Here is a 17,306-nt window from a genome sequence, read left to right on the forward strand (position 1 = left end):
TTCGAATATGCACAGACTGCCTCCGGCGGAAGATCAAATCGTCCGGCCGACACCACGAATAATCGGAACAGTTATCTCCATTTCCACCGTCATATCTTTCCGGTTTTCCGAAATCGCGGCGCAATTCCAGAAACTTAGTCATGAAGCTCCGCACACCGGAGCAGGCGATCATGATTTTACGGCGGACAAAAACTTTGGCACGCGCGGCGGCGGGAGCCCTTCTCTTGACCCTTATGGTCCCGACCGCAGTGCGGTCACAACCAGTCCCGCGTTTCGCCCAGCCCGACGTGCCGAGCCCCACCGGACGGCCGCTCGCGCCCCCGTACCGAACGATCCGGGACCTCCGCTCACCTACGGTCGAGCGCGAGCACCTCCGGGCGCAACGCATCATCAACCGCATCTGCTCGGGCTGCTGATGTCGGAAATAATCCTCTCTGACGTCGGCGCCGTGGGGGCGGACCCGGCTTCCTGGCTCGATCGGCCGCACCGTGCGGTCGAGCTGGCGCAGGCTGTCCGCCGCCGCGCAGCAGCAGCCTGTGGCAACGCGCTCCTCGCCGCGGCGCCAGCGCCGCTGCTGATGGGGTTCGCCTCCGCGACCGGGTCGGAGTCCATCGCCCTCAGCCTCGCCGGGCTCGCCCTCACGTTGCTCGCACTGCAGGTGCAGCACGTGCGCTCCACCGCGCGGATCGTGACCCGACACCGGGACAACCTCGCGCGTCTGGCGGCGCCGGCAGTCGCTCGGCTGGTGGCCGAAACCGATGCCGTGACTCTGCGCACCGGCTGGGAGCAGGAGGCGACGGTGCTGTTCGCCGACATCCGCGACTTCACCGGACTCTGTGAAACCCTATCGCCGGGCGAAGTCGCGGCGTTCCTCGCCGAATTCCGCCGGCGCGCGGCGAGGGCGATCGAGGCGGCGGGCGGCCTCGTCGACAAATTCGTCGGCGACGAGGTCATGGCCGTCTTCGGCGTGCCGCGCGCGGCACCCGAAGATACGGATCGCGCCGTCGTAGCGGCCCGCTCTCTGGCTGCCACTATGCTGGCCTGGAGTTGTGAGCGGGCGAGGGCGGGTCTGCCGCCGGTCCGCATTGGGGTTGGCCTTCACCGCGGCCCGGTTTTCGTCGGCACCATCGGGGCGGAGCGCGTCGAGTTCACCGCGGTGGGCGATACCGTCAACGTGGCGCGCCGCCTGGAGCAGATGACCCGCACGACGGCCTGCGACTGCGTCGCCTCGGAAGCCGTGGTTCGATCCGCGACGTCCGGCGAGGCGCGGATCGTCGCCGTCCAGCCCGTGCGCGGCGCACGTGTCGTCCTGCGCCTGTTCGCCATCGCTCTGGCCCCATAGCGGCCGGGTGCAATCTTAAAGGGACCGGGATTCATCCGCATGATGGGCGAACAGGTTCGTCGAGGCCGGGTCTGGAAGTGCCGTCTGGCCGCCTTCCTCGGATCGGCCGTTCTTCTGGCCGGTTTGGCCAGCGTGGCCGGCGTCAATCCGCGCCTCCTCAGGCCGAACGCCTACGCGTCCGTCACGTCGATCGAGACGCGGCCGGACTTCCATGATCCTGCGCTGCTGGCGCGGGCTTGGGCTCTTCCGGTAGCGGCGGCGTACCGGAGACGGCCTTACGAGTACCAGAGCAATCCGAGCTTCTGTGGTCCCGCCACGGTGGCGAACCTGCTCCGCTCCCTCGGCGTCGATTTCTCGCAAGCCGACGTGCTCCGGGGGACGGCGTTCCAACCCTGGTTCGGTGTGCTCGTAAACGGGCTAACGCTGGACGAGTTGGCCGACCTGATACGAAGGCGGCTCGATCGCCCGGTCCATGTTGTGCGCGGTCTCACATTGCCGGCATTCCGCGATCTAATGAAGATTGGCAACGATCCCGACAGGCGACTAATCGTCAACTTCCATCGCGGCCCCTTGTTCGGCCGCGGCGCCGGGCATTTCTCTCCGATCCTCGGATATCTGCCGGATGCGGACTTGGTCTTCGTCGGCGACGTCAACGGCGACTACCGGCCCTTCCTGATCACAGCGAGAGCCTTTGGCGCGCCGTCGCGACGCGCGATAGCACTTCGGGCAACACGCGCGGCTTGCTGATCGTCGATACGACCCGGCATTGAGGCTGGGGCGCACCGGTCGAGGGCTGGCGTCAAAACCGTCGCTGCAAGCGCTCTGGAGGACGGTCGACGGGAGACTTCCGATGGATCTACCGCGGTTGCCTCTGGGCGCGCCCGGTCAGCATTCGGGGAAACGGGGCGGCCCGTCGCCGACCATGCAACCGTAACGCCATCGATTCGTGGGGCGGGCCCCACGCCGGGGTGGCGGGGCCCGTACGGCCGACGGCCCGGCTCTGGCCGGCTCACGGCCCTTCGAAGGTCGTCTCGGCGTAGCTGGCGCGCCTCTGTCAGGCCATGAGACGATGGCTCGCGTCGCCCGGGATCTCGGAACGGATCAGGCCGCGCTGGATTCGGCGACGAGGCGGTCCAGCGTTCCGAGAATCGCAGCCGGCGTATCGATAGCCGCCATATCCGCCGCGATCGCCCGCGCGCGCTCGGTGAAGGACGGCTCGGTCAGGACCCGATCGACCGCCGCGCGCAGGTCTCGAGCCTCAGGCCGCTGCGACGGGATCTCGATGCCGACGCCCGACCACGCCACCCGGGCGCCAACCTCGGCCTTGTCCTCGGTGCGCCCCGCTGCCACGATCGGTACGCCGGCTTGAAGAGCCAGCTGCACAGTCCCGTAACCGCCATTGGTGACCAGCACGTCGACCTTCGGCAGGAGCACCGCGAAATCGAGGAACTCGGCAAGACGAGCGTTCTTTGGGATCGGTCCGCGCACGTTCCCGATCGGTCGGAAGCCGGTGGTGACGAGCACCAGCAGATCGTCGCGCGTGCAGAGCGCCGCTAGGGTCGGCTCGATCAGTTCGCCGAGATCGGCGTTGGCGATTGTCCCCTGGGTCACGAGCACGACTTGCTTGGACCCGTCGAGTTCGCCCCACCAGTCCGGCAAGGCGGCGTCCCGCTGAGGCGGAGGGGGCAGTGCGCCGACGAACCGGACGTGGTCGGGCAAGCCTCCGAAATCGTACTCGAACGCCGGTACGGTCGTCTGAAGGAAGGCATCGGCCATGAGATGGCGCGAATGCAGCACCGAGCACGGCAATGGCGGCAAGCCCATCCCGGCGAGCTTGGCATCCGCGTAGGCGCGGACCGGCGCACCGAATACACGTTCGGCTGCGATTGCAATGGCCGCGTACGTCGCGCGTGCAGCCTCGTCGCACGCCGGCGGCAACCCGATCATCGTCGGGGCCCCGTCCGGCCTGTCGGCCACCATGATCGTGATGCTGCAGGCGACGATCGGTGGCCGGGGCGTCCCCTCGTCCAGGAACAGGGCCGTCGCGCCGAAGAACAGATCGTCGACGACGATGATGTCGGGACGTTCGGACGCGATGATTTTACGCAGCGTCTCGGTCTGCGGCGGCATCGGGTCGAGGAAGATACGCTCGAAATTGTAGCGGAGCTGCTCCGGGCCCGGGGGTAGACTTGCGCGCTCGGGCAACACGTCCTCGATCCGCGTGAAGTCGATGTCAGCGCCGGCGGCGAGGGGCAGGAAGCGGGCACCGGACTTCTCGACGGACGGGCGTAGGTACCCGGCCGTGGTCACCAGCGCCTCGTCGCCGCGCGCCAAGGCCATGCGCGCGATGGCTAGCAGCGGATTCAGGTGGCCGGCGGCCGGCGTAGCGGCAAAGAGGATTTTCATGGATGACCCGTGACGGCGACAAAGCAGGTACTGGTCGGTCGTACGCGCTGCACTGTTCCGTGCTCGGTGGTGAACGACGGTCTACGCTCCTGACCGGGTGTCTGCGCCTTGCGCATGACCGCAGCGTTTCGCCTGTCGGCGATAAGGTTACGGGCGTAATGTCGGACGACCGAGCATTCGCCGCTGCTTCGCGTCGGCTCTGGTGTTTCTCCCAGGATTCGTGCGCCCTTCAAAATAGCAGGAGATGCCTTGTCCTCATCGCATGGTGTCGAGGGTGTGCCGTCCGCTTCTCTGCGTTTCTGCTTCGAAGCGGACAAGCCACGTTCGGCCAGATCCCGTCGTTTCAGATCGCCTGTCTGGACGACTGTGATGAGGGGTTTTGAGACTGGCAGCTTTTGGAAGGGGGATTTTTAAAAGCTGCCACCCGGCGCCTCAAGCGACCGCAGGTCCCTGGAACTCAATGCCGTGCGCAGCGCAGGCTGCGACCACCGCCGCGACCTCCTCGTCGGTCGGCTCGGCTTGTAGCGGTAGGCCTTCGTTTTGTGCAGGTCGGGCTAGCCTGCGGATCATCGCCTCGAACCGACCCGTCGTCATCGAGAGGAGCCGGGCCTCTGGCGAAACGATACGGAACGAGTGCGGGGTCCCACCCGAGACCGTCAACGCGTCGCCCGGTGCCAGCCGGCGAACCTCATTGTCGATCTGCATGCGGACTTCACCCTGCAGGATGTAGAAGCTTTCATCCTCGTCATGATGGACATGAAGCGGGACGGCAAAGCCTTCTGACATATGGTGCTCGATCAGCGAGAGACGGTCGGCATTGTCTTTCTGCGACAAATGGATGGTCAGGCGGGCAGTGGCAAACCAGAGAGCTTCGGCCATGTGAACGTCCTGTCGGTATGGTTGTCGTTCTCCAGAGCTACCGTTTGCGATCCGCCGGGATAAGATCGATGATCGTGCATCCCTTGGCGGATTGGCGGGCACATGAAGACAACCGATCCGCTTGCCGGCATCATAGCGTTCCTTGCCGTTGCCGAGCGGGCGAGCTTCACGAGCGCAGCTGAAGACCTCGAAATGGGCCGTTCAGCCGTCGGTGCGCAGATCCGCGCCTTGGAGGAGCGCCTGGGCGTCCAACTGCTACAACGCTCCACGCGCGCCGTGCGGCTGACGGAAGCCGGCGCGGTGTACAGAGAGGCTCTCGCCGACATCCAGGAACGTGTGCGGGATGCCGGGCGAGCCGCAACGGCCTTCCAGACCGAGGCGGTCGGCCGCCTACGGATCGCAGCGCCTCCGGACCTCGGACCCGATCACGTCGCCCCAGTGGCCGCGCGCTTCCTAACCGAAAACCCGGCCGTTTCGATCGATCTTCAGCTATCGACCGACGCAGTGGACTTAATCAGCGACGGCTTCGATCTGGCAATCCGCGGTGCGCTTGCTGTCGAGCCGACGCTTGTCACGCGGCAGATTGGGTCATCCCCGATAATCGCATGCGCGTCTCCGGCATACCTCGACCACCGCGGCGTACCGGCGACCCCGCAGGACCTAACGACGCATGCTTGCCTTCATTTCTCTGAGCTGCGGTGGGGCCGCAGATGGCGGTTCGACCGGGATGGTGAAGTTGCCGCCGTTTCGATCCTGCCCCGGCTGGAATGCAACAACGGACCAACGCTGCTGGCCGCCGCCCTTGCAGGAGCGGGCATAGCGCTCGAGCCCGCCTTCGTAGTCGGTCCGGCAATCCGCGCCGGCACGCTCGTACCAGTTCTGACAGACTGGCGTTTGCCGGTCATACCGCTGCACGCCGCCTACCCGGCCAACCGCAACATCGCCAGCAAGGTGCGTAGCTTTGTGACCATGTTGGCGGCCGCCTTTGCCTCTCACCCCGACCTCGGCGGCCCACCGGGGTGACCGGGACGAAATCGCCATCGACGGAGGTCGCTCGCAGTTCTGATCGGCTGCCCTCCACGTCCTGTGGTAGAGCGAGAGTGCTTTAAGATCCGCGGGATGGAGAAACAGGATGGCCCCTACAACGCTGGGTAGATCCTTACTCTCGCTCGCTGCTGTCAGCTTGCTCGGCGCCCCGGCGATCGCCCAGACCGGACCGGCGGAACAGACCCTTGTTGCAAGAGATCGGGTGGTGACTCTGTCGCTCGGGGACGGTTTGAACCAGCACGTTCTCTACGACGCACCACCTCATCCCCGAGCGACGCTCGTCATGCTGCCGGGTGGGTCTGGCGACATCGGCGTTCAGCGCGACGGCGATCTGCGCCACGATGACAATTTCGTCGTCCGCACGCGGGCCGACTGGGTGGCAAGGGGCTACGCCGTGCTGATCCCCGACACGATCGATCACGCGACCCTGCGGGGCGTGCGAAGCTCCCCGGAATATGGCCGGCTGGTAGAGGGTTTGGCGGCCTACGCCCGAGCCCATGCGCCTGCACCCGTCTTCCTGGTCGGTACCAGCCAAGGGACGATAGCGGCGATGAACGGAGCCGCCCACGCCCGGCTGGGCCTCATTGCGGGTTTGGTGTTGACCGAGTCCGTGTCAGTGCCTGGACGACGAAGCACCGAAACGGTCTTTGACGCGGATCCATCGGGCGTGCGCATTCCGGTGCTGGTCGTGGCAAATCGCGACGACGCCTGCAACGTGGCTCCGCCTGAGATGGCCCCACGCATCGCTGCGGCCATGACGCGCTCGCCGAGCGTTCTGGTCCTATCAATCAGCGGCGGCATGCAACGTTCGGACAGAGCCTGTGGTTCGCTCTCACCCCACGGCTATTACGGCATCGAGCAGAAGGTGGTGGGCGAGATTGCCGGTTGGCTCCAAACCCACGGTGGCTAACTTCCGAACTCGTTAGTTACCAACTAAACGAGGCCGGCAAATACCACGCGGGTCGCCCCGAAGCACGGGCTCGAGCGCGCTCGGGGAAAGCCGGTTTAGATTGGAATGAGTTCGCGAGCTGGGCCGCCGGTCTCCTTGCCACGACCCTGAGCATAGCCCAGCAAGGCCGGGTTCCGAGCGTTTCCGCTATCAGTGTTCATGCTGCCGAGCCAGCTGGCGGAGCGCGCTGGCGCCACGATTGAGCCGGTAATCATGGGGCCGTCCGTCGGATGCGGGACGGGGCGGGCCTGAGAGGCACCCGTCAGAGCAGCGAGGGTGCAGGCGGACGCGACTGCGACGGCCGAGAAGGTCTTGATTATCATCATGGCAGGTCTCCGTTGTCCTATGCTCGATCCGGCTTCGTCGAGCAGCGATGCCGGACAGACGACGTCTTCGCTGGCTTATTCCGCGCTTCATCGAAAAATTCTGATTCCGCCTCCGGGCCAGCACTGGTGAGATCCGAGATACGATGAGCCGGTGAAAGTTTTCGGTTCGCGGCTGGAATAATCTCGAAACGGCAGCGTCCGTGCCTCAGTCGCCAGCCCCGGAGCGAGTCTGCACCGGTCGACCTGCAACGGAGGAGTCCCGCCCATGCCAGGAGACCGGACATGACGGACATGATGCGCCTTATGGAGCCGCTGATCCCGGCCCTGCGCCGCTACGCCCGTGCTCTCCTACGCAATCCCACCGACGCTGACGATCTCGTGCAGGATTGCCTAGAACGGGCCGTCGGTCGGTGGCACCAGCGCCAAATCGATGGCGACACGCGGACCTGGCTCTTCGCCATCCTCCACAACCTCGCCGTGACGCAGATGCGCCAGCGCTCTCGGCGCGGTGCGCACATGCCGATCGAGGATACGGCAGAAGCCAACCTCGCTGTGGCACCCACACAGGAGAGCGGCCTTCGCCACCGCGACCTCATGAGCGCGCTCGATGCCCTGCCGGAGGAGCAGCGCAGCGTCCTCCTCCTCGTGACGGTGGAAGGACTGTCCTACGCCGAAACCGCCGACATCCTTGCCATCCCAACCGGCACCGTGATGTCCCGCCTGTCACGGGCCCGAGACCGGATGCTCCAGCTGATGGACGGCGCGGAGGCGGCCGTTCCCGCCAAGCGCCCGCTTCTGCGAAGGGTGAAATGACCATGCGTCCCATCAGCGACGACGATCTCCAGGGCCTAGTGGACGAGCGGCTCGATGCCGCCCGGAGGCGTGAGGTTGAGGCCTATCTCGCCGAACATCCCGAGGCGCGAGCACGGGTCGACCGCCTCGTCGCCCTCGGCGAGGGGATGCGTGCCACCTTAGCGCCCATCGCCGCAGAGCCGGTCCCTGCCCAGCTGAACCTGACGCGGATCGTCGAGGCACACCGTCGCCCGCAACGTCCAGTCTGGCAGGCGATGGCAGCCGGGCTGCTACTTCTCCTCGGCGGCGCCGGAGGCTGGGGCCTGCGCGATGCGGTCTCGCCGGTGCCGATTGGGATCGAGGCGTTGGCCCAGGCGGCGAGCATGAACTACGCGGTCTATGCCCCAGACCACACCCGTCCGGTCGAGCTCGCCGCAGCCGACCGGGACGAGCTTGCTGGCTGGTTCTCGGCCCGGCTCAGGCGGCCGGTGGGCGTGCCGGACCTCAGCAGCTCCGGCTATCACCTCATGGGCGGACGCCTCGTCGCAACGGCCCAGGGGCCAGCCGGGCTGCTGATGTACGATGACGGGCATGGCGCGCGCTTCGTGATGCTGATGCGGCCGATGTCCGTGCCCAGCGACGCGCCGATGCAGCCGTACATCTCCGCGACGTCGAACGGCTACGCCTGGGCTCAGGACGGGCTCGGCTACAGCCTCGTAGGAGCGGCCGACCCGGCGGTCCTTCACCCGCTCGCCAATGACATCCGACGCGCCACCGCGAAGAAGATCTGAAGGCCAGCTATGTCCCTCCTTAACGACCTGACCGGCGCTAGTCCGGCTCTCAACCCGCGCGCCGTCATCCTGCGCCTCGGTGCCATCGGAGGGCTTGTCGTCGCCGCCGCCGGGGCCTTCGCCTATGCCGGTGGCTGGTTCTCGCCGGGCGCCCTGACCCAGGCTCGGATCGTCGACCGCTTCGAGCGGGTCAACGGCCCGCATCCGGGGTTCCGACGCAACCACGCCAAGGGGCTCTGCCTAGCCGGCGGCTTCGAGAGCAGCGGCCGGGGCGAGAGCCTGTCGAAAGCGTCGCTGTTCACGGCGGGCCAGATCACCCCGGTCACCGGGCGCATCGCGCTCGCGGGCGGCCAGCCCTACGCAGCGGATGCATCGACCATAGTGCGCAGCCTCGCACTCCGTTTCCAACTTCCCGACGGCGAGGAATGGCGCACCGGCAACAACGACATCCCGGTCTTCCCGGTGCGAACCCCGGATGCGTTCTATGCCCAGCTTCTCGCCGCCAAGCCCGATCCGGCCACGGGCAAGCACGATCCCGAGGCACTTAAAGCCTTCTTCGCCGCGAACCCGGAGAGCACGACGGCAGTGGCCTTGATCAAGGCGCGCACGATCACCTCCGGGTTCGCCGACGACACCTTCCGGGGCTTGAACGCCTTCCGGTTCGTGGCCGGAGACGGCACGGAAACGCCCGTTCGCTGGGCGTTCGTGCCGGAGCAGGCCGCCACAGCCGAGAGTGTGGCTCAGACCGCACGTGCGGACAAGAATTACCTGTTTGACGACTTCGAGTCCGCGGTCCATCGGGCGCCCGTCCGCTGGCACCTCGTCGTCTCCCTCGGCGAAGCAGGCGATCCCACGGCGGACGCGACGCGTCCCTGGCCGGCCGAGCGGACGCGCGTCGATCTCGGGACGGTGATCGTGACCGCGACAGAGGCGGAGGCCGACGGCAATTGCCGTGACGTCAACTTCGACCCCCTGGTCCTGCCCACCGGCATCGCGGGATCGGATGATCCGCTGCTGAGCGCGCGCTCGGCAGCCTACGCGCAATCCTTCACGCGACGCGCCGGTGAGCCGAAAGCGCCGAGCGCCGTCCACGATGTCCCCGCTGCAGGAGCCGGATTGTGAGCAACACCACGCACTTCAACCGACGGGCCCGGCTGCTGCACTGGACCATGGCCGGCATGATCCTGGCCATGCTGTTCATCGGCGTGGCGATGGTGACCTCCCTGGTGCACTATGATGCCCTCGTGGCGCTGCACCGTCCCCTCGGCATCGGCATCCTGATCCTTGCGGGGCTCCGCCTCGTCAACCGGTGGCGCCACCCGCCACCCGAACTGCCGGCGGACCTTCCGGGCTGGCAGCGACAGGCGGCAAACGCCTCGCACATCCTGCTCTACGGATTGATGCTCGGGCTGCCGCTTATCGGCTGGGCGATGCTGTCTGCAGCCGGTTACCCCATTGGGCTTGCTGGCTCTGTGGTGCTGCCGCCAATTCTGCCGCGCGATCCCACGGTCTACGCCTGGCTGCGTCCGCTTCACACAGTGCTGGCCTACGCATTTTTCGGTCTCATCCTTGCCCATCTCGGTGCCGCGCTGATGCACGGGCTGATCCGCCGGGATGGTGTCTTCTCCAGCATGACTCGAGCTCGGCCGTCTCGCGTTCATTGACACGGCAAGGAGCGGCCCACAAAGCAATGATGACGACGACGGAACAGGCTGTTTGATCGATGTCAGTTTCGTCGTCACCCACGACGCGAGAAAAGTTGGCTCGGCCTAAAAGCCCGGTGGCGGTCAGTCGATGAATTTTGAGACGTTGCGAGTATCTCGGTTTGGCTTCTGGATCATCGGGCCGGCTATCGGCGGGTTGGCCGGCCTCCTCTACACCGTCATCTTCGACGTTGGGTTACCAACTGCATCAGCGGTCCGCGGCATCTTCATCGGAGCGCCAATCCTGTTCTACGAGCGCGGCCTGTTTCTGCAGAGGCTGCGAGCGCGAATACGCCACGCAGCTACGCCGCTCTTTGCAGCAGCGACGGTCGCAATCTATGTGGTGATGATCGTCATCGGCAACGCGATCGCCGGATCAATACTCCACCGTGTATTCGGATATATGCCAAATGCTCGGGTTGCGATGATGCTGTCAAATTCTGGGTTTGCCTACTCATTAGCAATTTCAGCACTCGCGGCATTCGTGTTTCGGGTCCGTGACCTCATCGGCCCGCGCGTTTTCACTAACTTCCTACTTGGTCGATATCATCACCCTATAAGTGAGGAGCGGATTTTTCTGTTCTTGGACGTGGTTGGATCGACTAGATTTGCTGAGTTGCACGGCGACCTTGCAGCCCAGAAATATCTCGGCACCATCTTTGGCGCGCTTGCTGGGCCGGTCGCGCGCGCGCGTGGCTCGATTGACGATTACGTTGGTGACATGGCGCTGGTGAGCTGGACAATAGCTCAGGGCGCCCGTGACGCCGCTTGCCTACGCTGTGTCTTCGACTTCGCTCAAAACCTCAGGGAGAACTCTGCCGACTGGCAGGCACAGTTCGGTCAAGTGCCAGAATTTCGGGCCGCTCTCCATTGCGGCTCCGTCGTGACCGCTGAGGTCGGCCTCGCGCATCGTAAGATCGCGTATTTCGGTGATACCTTGAACACCACCAGCCGCCTTGAGAGTCTCGCGAAAGAACTTCGAACCCCTGTGCTGGTATCTCGGGATTTGCTCAAGAGACTCGGCGAATTTCCACGTGATCTGGTCACCAATGATCTGGGATCACACCACGTCCGTGGTCGGCAGGAAGCGCTTTGCGTCGCCGCGGTCCAAGAGCGATCGGAAACGTCACTCTACTCCGCAGGCTCATAAGTACATGCCCCCCTAGAAAATCGAAACGCGCCGAGAAATATATCCTTTTCCTGCGACTGGATACTAGGAGGTATATCAAACGACCTACTATTTAATGGCGGCTTCGCCTGCGCCCTAAGCTCTTGCTCGATGTCCGGTTTCGGAAGTAGGAGCCGTGGCCTTAAACAGCCAGCTTGGGTCGTGGGCGGACCGAGGGCACGGGTAACATCCGCCAAATTTGACACCGTTCTGCGCCCCGTTCCAGTGACGGCCGGCTAACTGCGTTGCGGCATCCTACGTGTGGGCCTCATAATGCGTGTCGGCTCGCAGCGGGGGAGATGTACCCCCCCTGCCAGCCCGTGATCGGATCGGGCGGCGGGGCCGAGGGCTGACAATCGTCAATCGGTCACGCGATGCCGATCTCGAACTCCATCCCGTACCCCGGCCCCTGGTCTGCGTAGTCGATCAAGACGTACCCGCGCACCGCCCAGGGTACATCGACGCTATCGCGGTGTTTTCAGAACATCTGCCCGATCGCAAAGGGCGTCAGCCGGGGATTGCCCTGCGTGAGATGATCGACCCCGGTGCCGATCTACAATACGCATTCGAGATTATAGGACGAGTGCTCCCCCAGTGACTGGACGAAGGCCGGACGCCGCCGCGTCCGGTACAGCCGTGGGATCGATGGACCCGCGCTATGGTACGCCGCGTGCATTGCTTGCCCGGCGCACGCCGAGGAACCGCAAGCGTGCGGCAAGCCGGAGCATGGGCGTGACGACACCGATCCCTTCCCCGAAACCGGGCGCGGCGACAGAATCGATTCGTCTTGGCGTCGGCCTCACCCTAGTCCTCGTCGCGGCCTATTTCGGCTTCATCGGGCTGTCCGCCTTCGCGCCGGTCATGCTGGCCCGGCCGGTGATGACCGGCGGCACCGTGACCTGGGCGTTCGCCTACGCCTTCGGGGTGATTGGCCTCGGCGTCGCGCTCACCGGGATCTACGTGCTCGCAGCCAACCGCGCTGAGACCCGTCGGAGCCTCGCCCGATGATCCGGCTCGGCCTAGCGCTCGTCCTTTGCACCCTCGCCGGCCCCGCCCTCGCCGCCGGCCCGGGCTCCGGCCTGAACCTCACGGCGATCGGATTGTTCGTCGCCTTCGTGGCGCTCACCCTCTGGATCACGTGGTGGGCTGCCAAGCGCACCAAAACGGCCGACGACTTCTATGCGGCGGGCGGGAATATCACTGGCTTTCAGAATGGGCTGGCGATTGCTGGCGACTTCATGTCGGCCGGGGCCTTCCTCGGCATCACCGGCCTCGTCTTCGCCTCCGGCTTCGACGGGTTGATCTACGCGGTCGGCTACACCACCGGCATGCCGATCGTGGTGTTCCTTCTGGCGGAGCGCTTGCGCCGGCTCGGGCGCTACACCTTTACCGACGTGGTTTGCATTCGGCTCTCCGAACGTCCGATCCGGATCTTCTCGGCCTGCGCTTCGCTAGTCGTGGTGGCGTTCTACCTCATCGCACAGATGGTGGGCGCCGGGCAGCTCATCCAACTCTTGTTCGGGCTCGACTACCTCTATGCCGAGTTCGTCGTCGGCATCCTGATGATCTGCTACGTGATGTTCGGCGGCATGGTCGCCACCACCTGGGTGCAGATCGTCAAGGCCGGGCTGCTGCTCGTCGGCGGCACACTGATCGCGGTGCTGGTGATGGCCGCCTTCCGCTTCGATTTCGGCGACCTGCTGGCCCGTGCCGCCGCCGTTCACCCGAAGGGCGCCGCGATCCTCGGCCCGCAATTCCCGGCCAAGGATCCGGTTTCGGCGCTGTCACTGGGCCTCGCCCTGATGCTCGGCACCGCTGGGCTGCCGCACATCCTGATGCGTTTCTTCACGGTGCCAAATGCGCGCGCCGCCCGCGTCTCAGTGTTCTGGGCCGCGACGTGGATGAACTATTTTTTCGCGCTCACCTTCATCCTCGGATTCGGCGCCATCGCGCTGACTGCCGGCAACCCGGCCTATGTCGATGCGCTCGGAGCGCTCCGCGGCGGCGGCAACATGGCGGCGATCCACCTCAGCCACGCTGTCGGGGGCGATGCCCTGATGGGCTTCATCTCGGCGGTGGCGTTCGCTACCATCCTCGCGGTGGTGGCGGGTTTGACGCTCGCCGGCACGTCTGCCGTCAGTCACGACCTTTATGCCAGCGTGTTCTGCCGCGGACAGGCGAGTGAAGGATCCGAGGTACGGATCTCGCGCATCGCCACCTTCGTGCTGGGCCTCGTGGCGATCGGTTTGGGTATCGCCTTCAAGGGCCAGAACGTCGCCTACATGGTAAGCTTGGCGTTCGCCATCGCCTGCTCCTCCACCTTCCCGATCCTACTGCTCGCACTCTACTGGCGCGGGCTGACGACGACCGGCGCCGTCGCCGGCGGCGTCGTCGGCTTGGCGAGCGCATTGGGCCTTACCGTGCTCGGGCCGGCGGTATGGGTGAAGGTGCTTGGCTATGCGGCGCCGATTTTCCCTATCGACCCGCCGACGCTGGTCACCCTGCCTCTGGCGTTTGCCACCTGCTGGGCGGTGTCACGGATGGATCGCAGCGCGCAAGCCGCCGACGACCGCGCCCGATTCGATCGGCTGGGCGCGCTCCCCGCCGAATAGGCTTTACGCGACGCCGCCGCCGCGGACTTCGACGGACCGCGGCACCTGCCAACCCATGAAACGACGCGGCCCATGTACCAGCTGATCAGCGCCACACCGAGCCCCTACGCGCGAAAGGTCCGCATCGCGCTTGCGGAGAAGGGCCTGCCCTTCGACCTGCTCACTGAGGTTCCGTGGGATGCTGCCACCTCGCTGCCGCGCCACAACCCGCTTGAGAAGTTGCCCGTGCTGCTGCTGCCGGACGGCAGCAGCGTCTACGAATCGAGCTACATCCTGCAATGGCTGGAGCTCAAGCATCCCGAGACGCCGCTGCTGCCAGCCGATGTGCACGGAATCCTCGCGGCACGAAAACTCGAGGTGCTGTGCGACGGCATCTGCGATGCGATGGTACTGACTTTTTTCGAGCGCCAACGCGAGGGCGGCGCGAGTGCGCCGTGGCTCGCCCGCCAGCGCCGCAAGATCGATGGGGGGCTCGCCGAGATTGCCCGCCTCGTCGGCGATCGAGACTTTGCGGTTGGGGACCGTTTCTCGCTCGGCGACATCGCCGCCGGCACGGTGGTCGGCTACCTCGCGGTGCGGTTCCAGGAGTTGCCCTGGCGCGACACGCACCCGAACCTGGCAGCCCTCAGCAACCGGCTGGAGCGCCGCCCGTCGTTCCAGGCGTCTGTGCCCTACGCTCAGACCATCACCGACCGGGTGGTCTAGGGGCAGAGATTTGGCGCTTGGTATCCACCATGAATGTCACTGATGGGTGGATTTCTGCCGGCCTGCTTTCGGGCGGGTAAGCGGTATAATCATACGTTTTATATGATAATCCGGTACAGCAGATTGTCTTAATTTATGAAGGGTGAGGTTTTACATAAGAACCTCACCCTTCCAGTCGATATTAGGATTTCGATCAGCTCTGCTTCAGCTTCGTGATCGTCTCGGTCGGCACGCCGGCGAAGTTGTTGGACACCAGATAGTTCGGGCTGGCCTTGATCCAGGCATCGAGGTCGATCTCCTCGAACTTGCCGTTGTCCCAAGTCTGGATGATCTCCAGATCCTCGTCGCCGACATTCTTGATCGCGTGGCCGAAGCCCATCGGGATGTAGGCCACATCGCCCGGATTGAACTCTGCGACCTTGCCGCGACCGCCCGAGCCGAACAGCGCCACCTGGCCCTTACCCTTCAGGTAGAAGTGCCACTCGTTGGCATTCACGTTCCAATGGAATTTACGCATCTGGCCGGGGCGAATGGTCATGACGCCGCCCGACATCGACTTGGAAACCGGCCACTCGTCGACGGTCGCAAGACGGAAGGTCCCGCCGTCGAACTCGCGCACGGCGCGCGGGTCCTTCAGGAGCCGGAACTTGTGGGTGGATTCCTTCGGCCAAGGCGCATCTAGCGCCTGGGAGAGCGGGATGACCGGTCCGGCTTGGATGTAGGCCTCGCCCTTCGGGAAGGCGTTGAGCGCTTCCATCGGCAGCCCAAAATTCTCCGCCAGCATGTCCTTCGGGGACACGTCGACCCAGTCGGTAATCGAGAAGGTGCCGTGCTCTGAGAAGGCGCCATTGTCGAACGACAGGATGAAGTGGCAGGGCTTGTCGCCGATCGTCTGGATCGAGTGGCCGTGGCCCTTCGGGAAGAACCAGAGGTCGCCTGGCTCGTAATTGTTGATTTCGCTCGCCCCTGACGGATCGAGCACAACCGTCTGGCAGCGGCCGTCAATCACGTAGGCCCACTCGGCGGCGATGGCGTGCCAGTGCAGCTCGCGCGAGGCGCCGGGATCAAGGAACATATGGACGCCCGCGATCCCCTTGCTGATGGGGAACTGGTGAACGGTCGCTTCCTTGGCCCACCCGCCCGACGTGACTTTCGGGACGTTGCCGTCGAGGGAAAAATGGAAATCGGGCATGGCGCCGACATCCTTAGGGTCGTGGTAGGCGACTTGCGCGCCCGGGGGGGAGCTGCTGAACGTCACGGCCGAAGCCGCCCGCGCCCGGCGCGCCGTGATCCGTTTTTGCTTCAGCAGCCTGCTGCGTCAGCGCCATTAGGCCACCGGCTCCGAGGGCGGCGGTTCCCAGAAACGCGCGTCGGTTAGCGTCCATCGTTTGTGTCCCAAATCTGGCTACAGCAAACCCGAGAGAGCTGGGTCTTTGCTGCGCTGGAGTACGTGAAATTTTGTATGCCAAAAACTCACGTAGTCGTGATGGATGATTACGAGGGATCGAACGTGCCGGCGTGCCGTATGGCTGCTTTCGGGAAATGTCTGGCATGGTGCAAGCGGCCGGGATGGGTCGGATGCGGAACGTCCGCTTCTGGACGAGATGCCGGATCCCGTCGGTCATCCTTTGCGATCCCGATCGGTGTGCACTGAATGGCCGATCCTAATCATCAACTGGATCCGTGACGCGCAGGATCGGTGTACGTCCGAAGCGCCGCCGGGCGGATCACGCTCGGTGTCCCAGATGGGGCAGAACGTTACCCTACGACCTGCCCATCGTTGCGCGCATTGAGGCACGGCGCAGCCGTCCCCTCGCAGTCATCAGCGCGTCTACCGCTCGTCCGAGTTCCAGTCCGACCTGCTGGTCGAGGCGCTGCGCGATCTCGCGGTCTGCATGATCGTCGAAGCCTGATCGGCGCCCCTCGATCCGAGCTCGGTTCGGAACGCGGCGCTGTCGTCGGTCTCGGCTGAGAAGTAGCCGTGCCGAATCGCAGTGCCGATGCGTAGGCTGTCGGCGACGTGGTCCTGATCGAGCACGCTGGTCGGACATCATCCGTCAGGATGATAGCGCGCGGATCGGCGGAGGTGTGGAGCGTGGGCGGTACCGCGGATGCGAGCCGCCGCGTCGGGTGAACGATCGTCATCGCGTACGAGCCTGCCATGCGAGAGCGGCAGGATGTATCCTCGTCCGGTGGGAGGGCGTGCCGTTCTTCACGAGGGCACTGCCACGTGACACACCGTGGCAGTGCTGTGGTCGCCAGCCTGAGCTTTCGCACATCTCCGGATCGAGACCCGGATCGACCTCTCACGGGGGTTGCAGATGGCTCGGCGTCATGGATGACGGGTTTGCCCGCCGCGGATCGCGCCGCGGGCAAACCGCTGATGCTGTGCTCGATCAGAACAGTCTGTCGAGCTTGTTCGGGGATTTGATCGGCCCCCGCGAGGTGGTCCAAGGGTGAAGTTAGTGCACGGTGGGCCGCTCCGCCACGAGTAGCTTGGCCGGCGGAGCTGGTCGGGCGAGCGCAGCCGGCCAAGCGGAGAAGGCTGGCACGAACACCTCCGGTGCCGGCGGCTGGTATTTCAGC

At 65.1% G+C, this 17,306-nt stretch carries 17 protein-coding genes and 1 pseudogene; 12 read left to right on the forward strand and 6 right to left on the reverse strand.

What is annotated here, in order from left to right; genetic code table 11:
- Window positions 1-415 precede the first annotated feature (415 nt).
- A complete protein-coding gene (locus FV230_RS05300; RefSeq protein ID WP_147841551.1) occupies window positions 416-1,342 on the forward strand; it encodes an adenylate/guanylate cyclase domain-containing protein in 927 nt (308 codons plus the stop codon).
- Window positions 1,343-1,381: 39 nt separating this feature from the next.
- The gene (locus FV230_RS05305; protein WP_147841552.1) at window positions 1,382-2,089 is read left to right on the forward strand and encodes a phytochelatin synthase family protein; all 708 of its coding nucleotides are present in this window, start codon (window positions 1,382-1,384) and stop codon (window positions 2,087-2,089) included.
- A 354-nt stretch (window positions 2,090-2,443) separates the two neighbouring features.
- Here FV230_RS05305 and FV230_RS05310 read toward each other — a convergent pair whose 3' ends face one another.
- Window positions 2,444-3,748, reverse strand: coding sequence for a glycosyltransferase (locus tag FV230_RS05310; protein ID WP_147841553.1), 1,305 nt, complete (start codon window positions 3,746-3,748; stop codon window positions 2,444-2,446).
- Between the two features lie 432 nt (window positions 3,749-4,180).
- Window positions 4,181-4,627: a cupin domain-containing protein gene (locus FV230_RS05315; protein WP_147841554.1), complete on the reverse strand. Its 447-nt coding sequence runs from the start codon at window positions 4,625-4,627 to the stop codon at window positions 4,181-4,183.
- 102 nt (window positions 4,628-4,729) lie between these two features.
- On the opposite strand from FV230_RS05315, the gene FV230_RS05320 reads away from it, so the two are divergent.
- Together FV230_RS05320 and FV230_RS05325 are read left to right on the forward strand one after the other, a co-directional pair.
- Window positions 4,730-5,650, forward strand: coding sequence for a LysR family transcriptional regulator (locus tag FV230_RS05320; protein ID WP_147841555.1), 921 nt, complete (start codon window positions 4,730-4,732; stop codon window positions 5,648-5,650).
- A gap of 229 nt (window positions 5,651-5,879) precedes the next feature.
- Complete coding sequence (locus FV230_RS05325) at window positions 5,880-6,584, forward strand: alpha/beta hydrolase (RefSeq protein ID WP_246694748.1); 705 nt, start codon at window positions 5,880-5,882, stop codon at window positions 6,582-6,584.
- 95 nt (window positions 6,585-6,679) lie between these two features.
- On the opposite strand, the gene FV230_RS30555 is transcribed toward FV230_RS05325, so the two are convergent.
- Window positions 6,680-6,943 carry a hypothetical protein gene (locus FV230_RS30555; RefSeq protein WP_147841569.1) on the reverse strand — a complete coding sequence of 88 codons (264 nt, stop codon included), beginning with the start codon at window positions 6,941-6,943 and terminating at the stop codon, window positions 6,680-6,682.
- Window positions 6,944-7,231: 288 nt separating this feature from the next.
- Between FV230_RS30555 and FV230_RS05335 the strand changes: the two genes are divergently transcribed.
- The 8 genes from FV230_RS05335 to FV230_RS05375 all read left to right on the forward strand — a co-directional run bounded on the left by FV230_RS05335 (window position 7,232) and on the right by FV230_RS05375 (window position 14,720).
- Complete coding sequence (locus FV230_RS05335; protein WP_147841557.1) at window positions 7,232-7,762, forward strand: sigma-70 family RNA polymerase sigma factor; 531 nt, start codon at window positions 7,232-7,234, stop codon at window positions 7,760-7,762.
- Window positions 7,759-8,532, forward strand: a complete 774-nt coding sequence (locus FV230_RS05340; protein WP_246694749.1) for an anti-sigma factor — start codon at window positions 7,759-7,761, stop codon at window positions 8,530-8,532. Before FV230_RS05335 ends, FV230_RS05340 begins: the two co-directional genes overlap by 4 nt.
- Before the next feature lie 9 nt (window positions 8,533-8,541).
- Entirely contained in the window at window positions 8,542-9,654 is a 1,113-nt protein-coding gene (locus tag FV230_RS05345; RefSeq protein ID WP_147841558.1) for a catalase family peroxidase, read from the forward strand.
- Window positions 9,651-10,196, forward strand: a complete 546-nt coding sequence (locus FV230_RS05350) for a cytochrome b (protein ID WP_147841559.1) — start codon at window positions 9,651-9,653, stop codon at window positions 10,194-10,196. The genes FV230_RS05345 and FV230_RS05350 overlap by 4 nt, the downstream gene beginning before the upstream one ends.
- A 130-nt stretch (window positions 10,197-10,326) precedes the next feature.
- Window positions 10,327-11,385: an adenylate/guanylate cyclase domain-containing protein gene (locus tag FV230_RS05355; protein WP_187275393.1), complete on the forward strand. Its 1,059-nt coding sequence runs from the start codon at window positions 10,327-10,329 to the stop codon at window positions 11,383-11,385.
- A gap of 750 nt (window positions 11,386-12,135) precedes the next feature.
- Complete coding sequence (locus FV230_RS05365) at window positions 12,136-12,411, forward strand: DUF485 domain-containing protein (RefSeq protein WP_243989016.1); 276 nt, start codon at window positions 12,136-12,138, stop codon at window positions 12,409-12,411.
- Window positions 12,408-14,015, forward strand: a complete 1,608-nt coding sequence (gene actP / locus FV230_RS05370; protein WP_147841561.1) for a cation/acetate symporter ActP — start codon at window positions 12,408-12,410, stop codon at window positions 14,013-14,015. The genes FV230_RS05365 and actP overlap by 4 nt, the downstream gene beginning before the upstream one ends.
- A 72-nt stretch (window positions 14,016-14,087) precedes the next feature.
- Window positions 14,088-14,720: a glutathione S-transferase N-terminal domain-containing protein gene (locus FV230_RS05375; RefSeq protein WP_147841562.1), complete on the forward strand. Its 633-nt coding sequence runs from the start codon at window positions 14,088-14,090 to the stop codon at window positions 14,718-14,720.
- A 193-nt stretch (window positions 14,721-14,913) separates the two neighbouring features.
- Here the strand turns inward: FV230_RS05375 and FV230_RS05380 are convergent, their stop codons facing one another.
- The 3 genes and pseudogenes from FV230_RS05380 to FV230_RS05390 form a co-directional block, all read right to left on the reverse strand.
- A complete protein-coding gene (locus tag FV230_RS05380; RefSeq protein WP_210248613.1) occupies window positions 14,914-15,912 on the reverse strand; it encodes a cupin domain-containing protein in 999 nt (332 codons plus the stop codon).
- A 639-nt stretch (window positions 15,913-16,551) separates the two neighbouring features.
- A complete protein-coding gene (locus tag FV230_RS05385) occupies window positions 16,552-16,758 on the reverse strand; it encodes a hypothetical protein (protein WP_147841563.1) in 207 nt (68 codons plus the stop codon).
- 424 nt (window positions 16,759-17,182) lie between these two features.
- Window positions 17,183-17,306, reverse strand: a pseudogene (locus FV230_RS05390) (IS3 family transposase); the annotation flags it as partial.

The sequence above is a fragment of the Methylobacterium sp. WL6 genome, assembly GCF_008040095.1.
Lineage (GTDB): Bacteria > Pseudomonadota > Alphaproteobacteria > Rhizobiales > Beijerinckiaceae > Methylobacterium.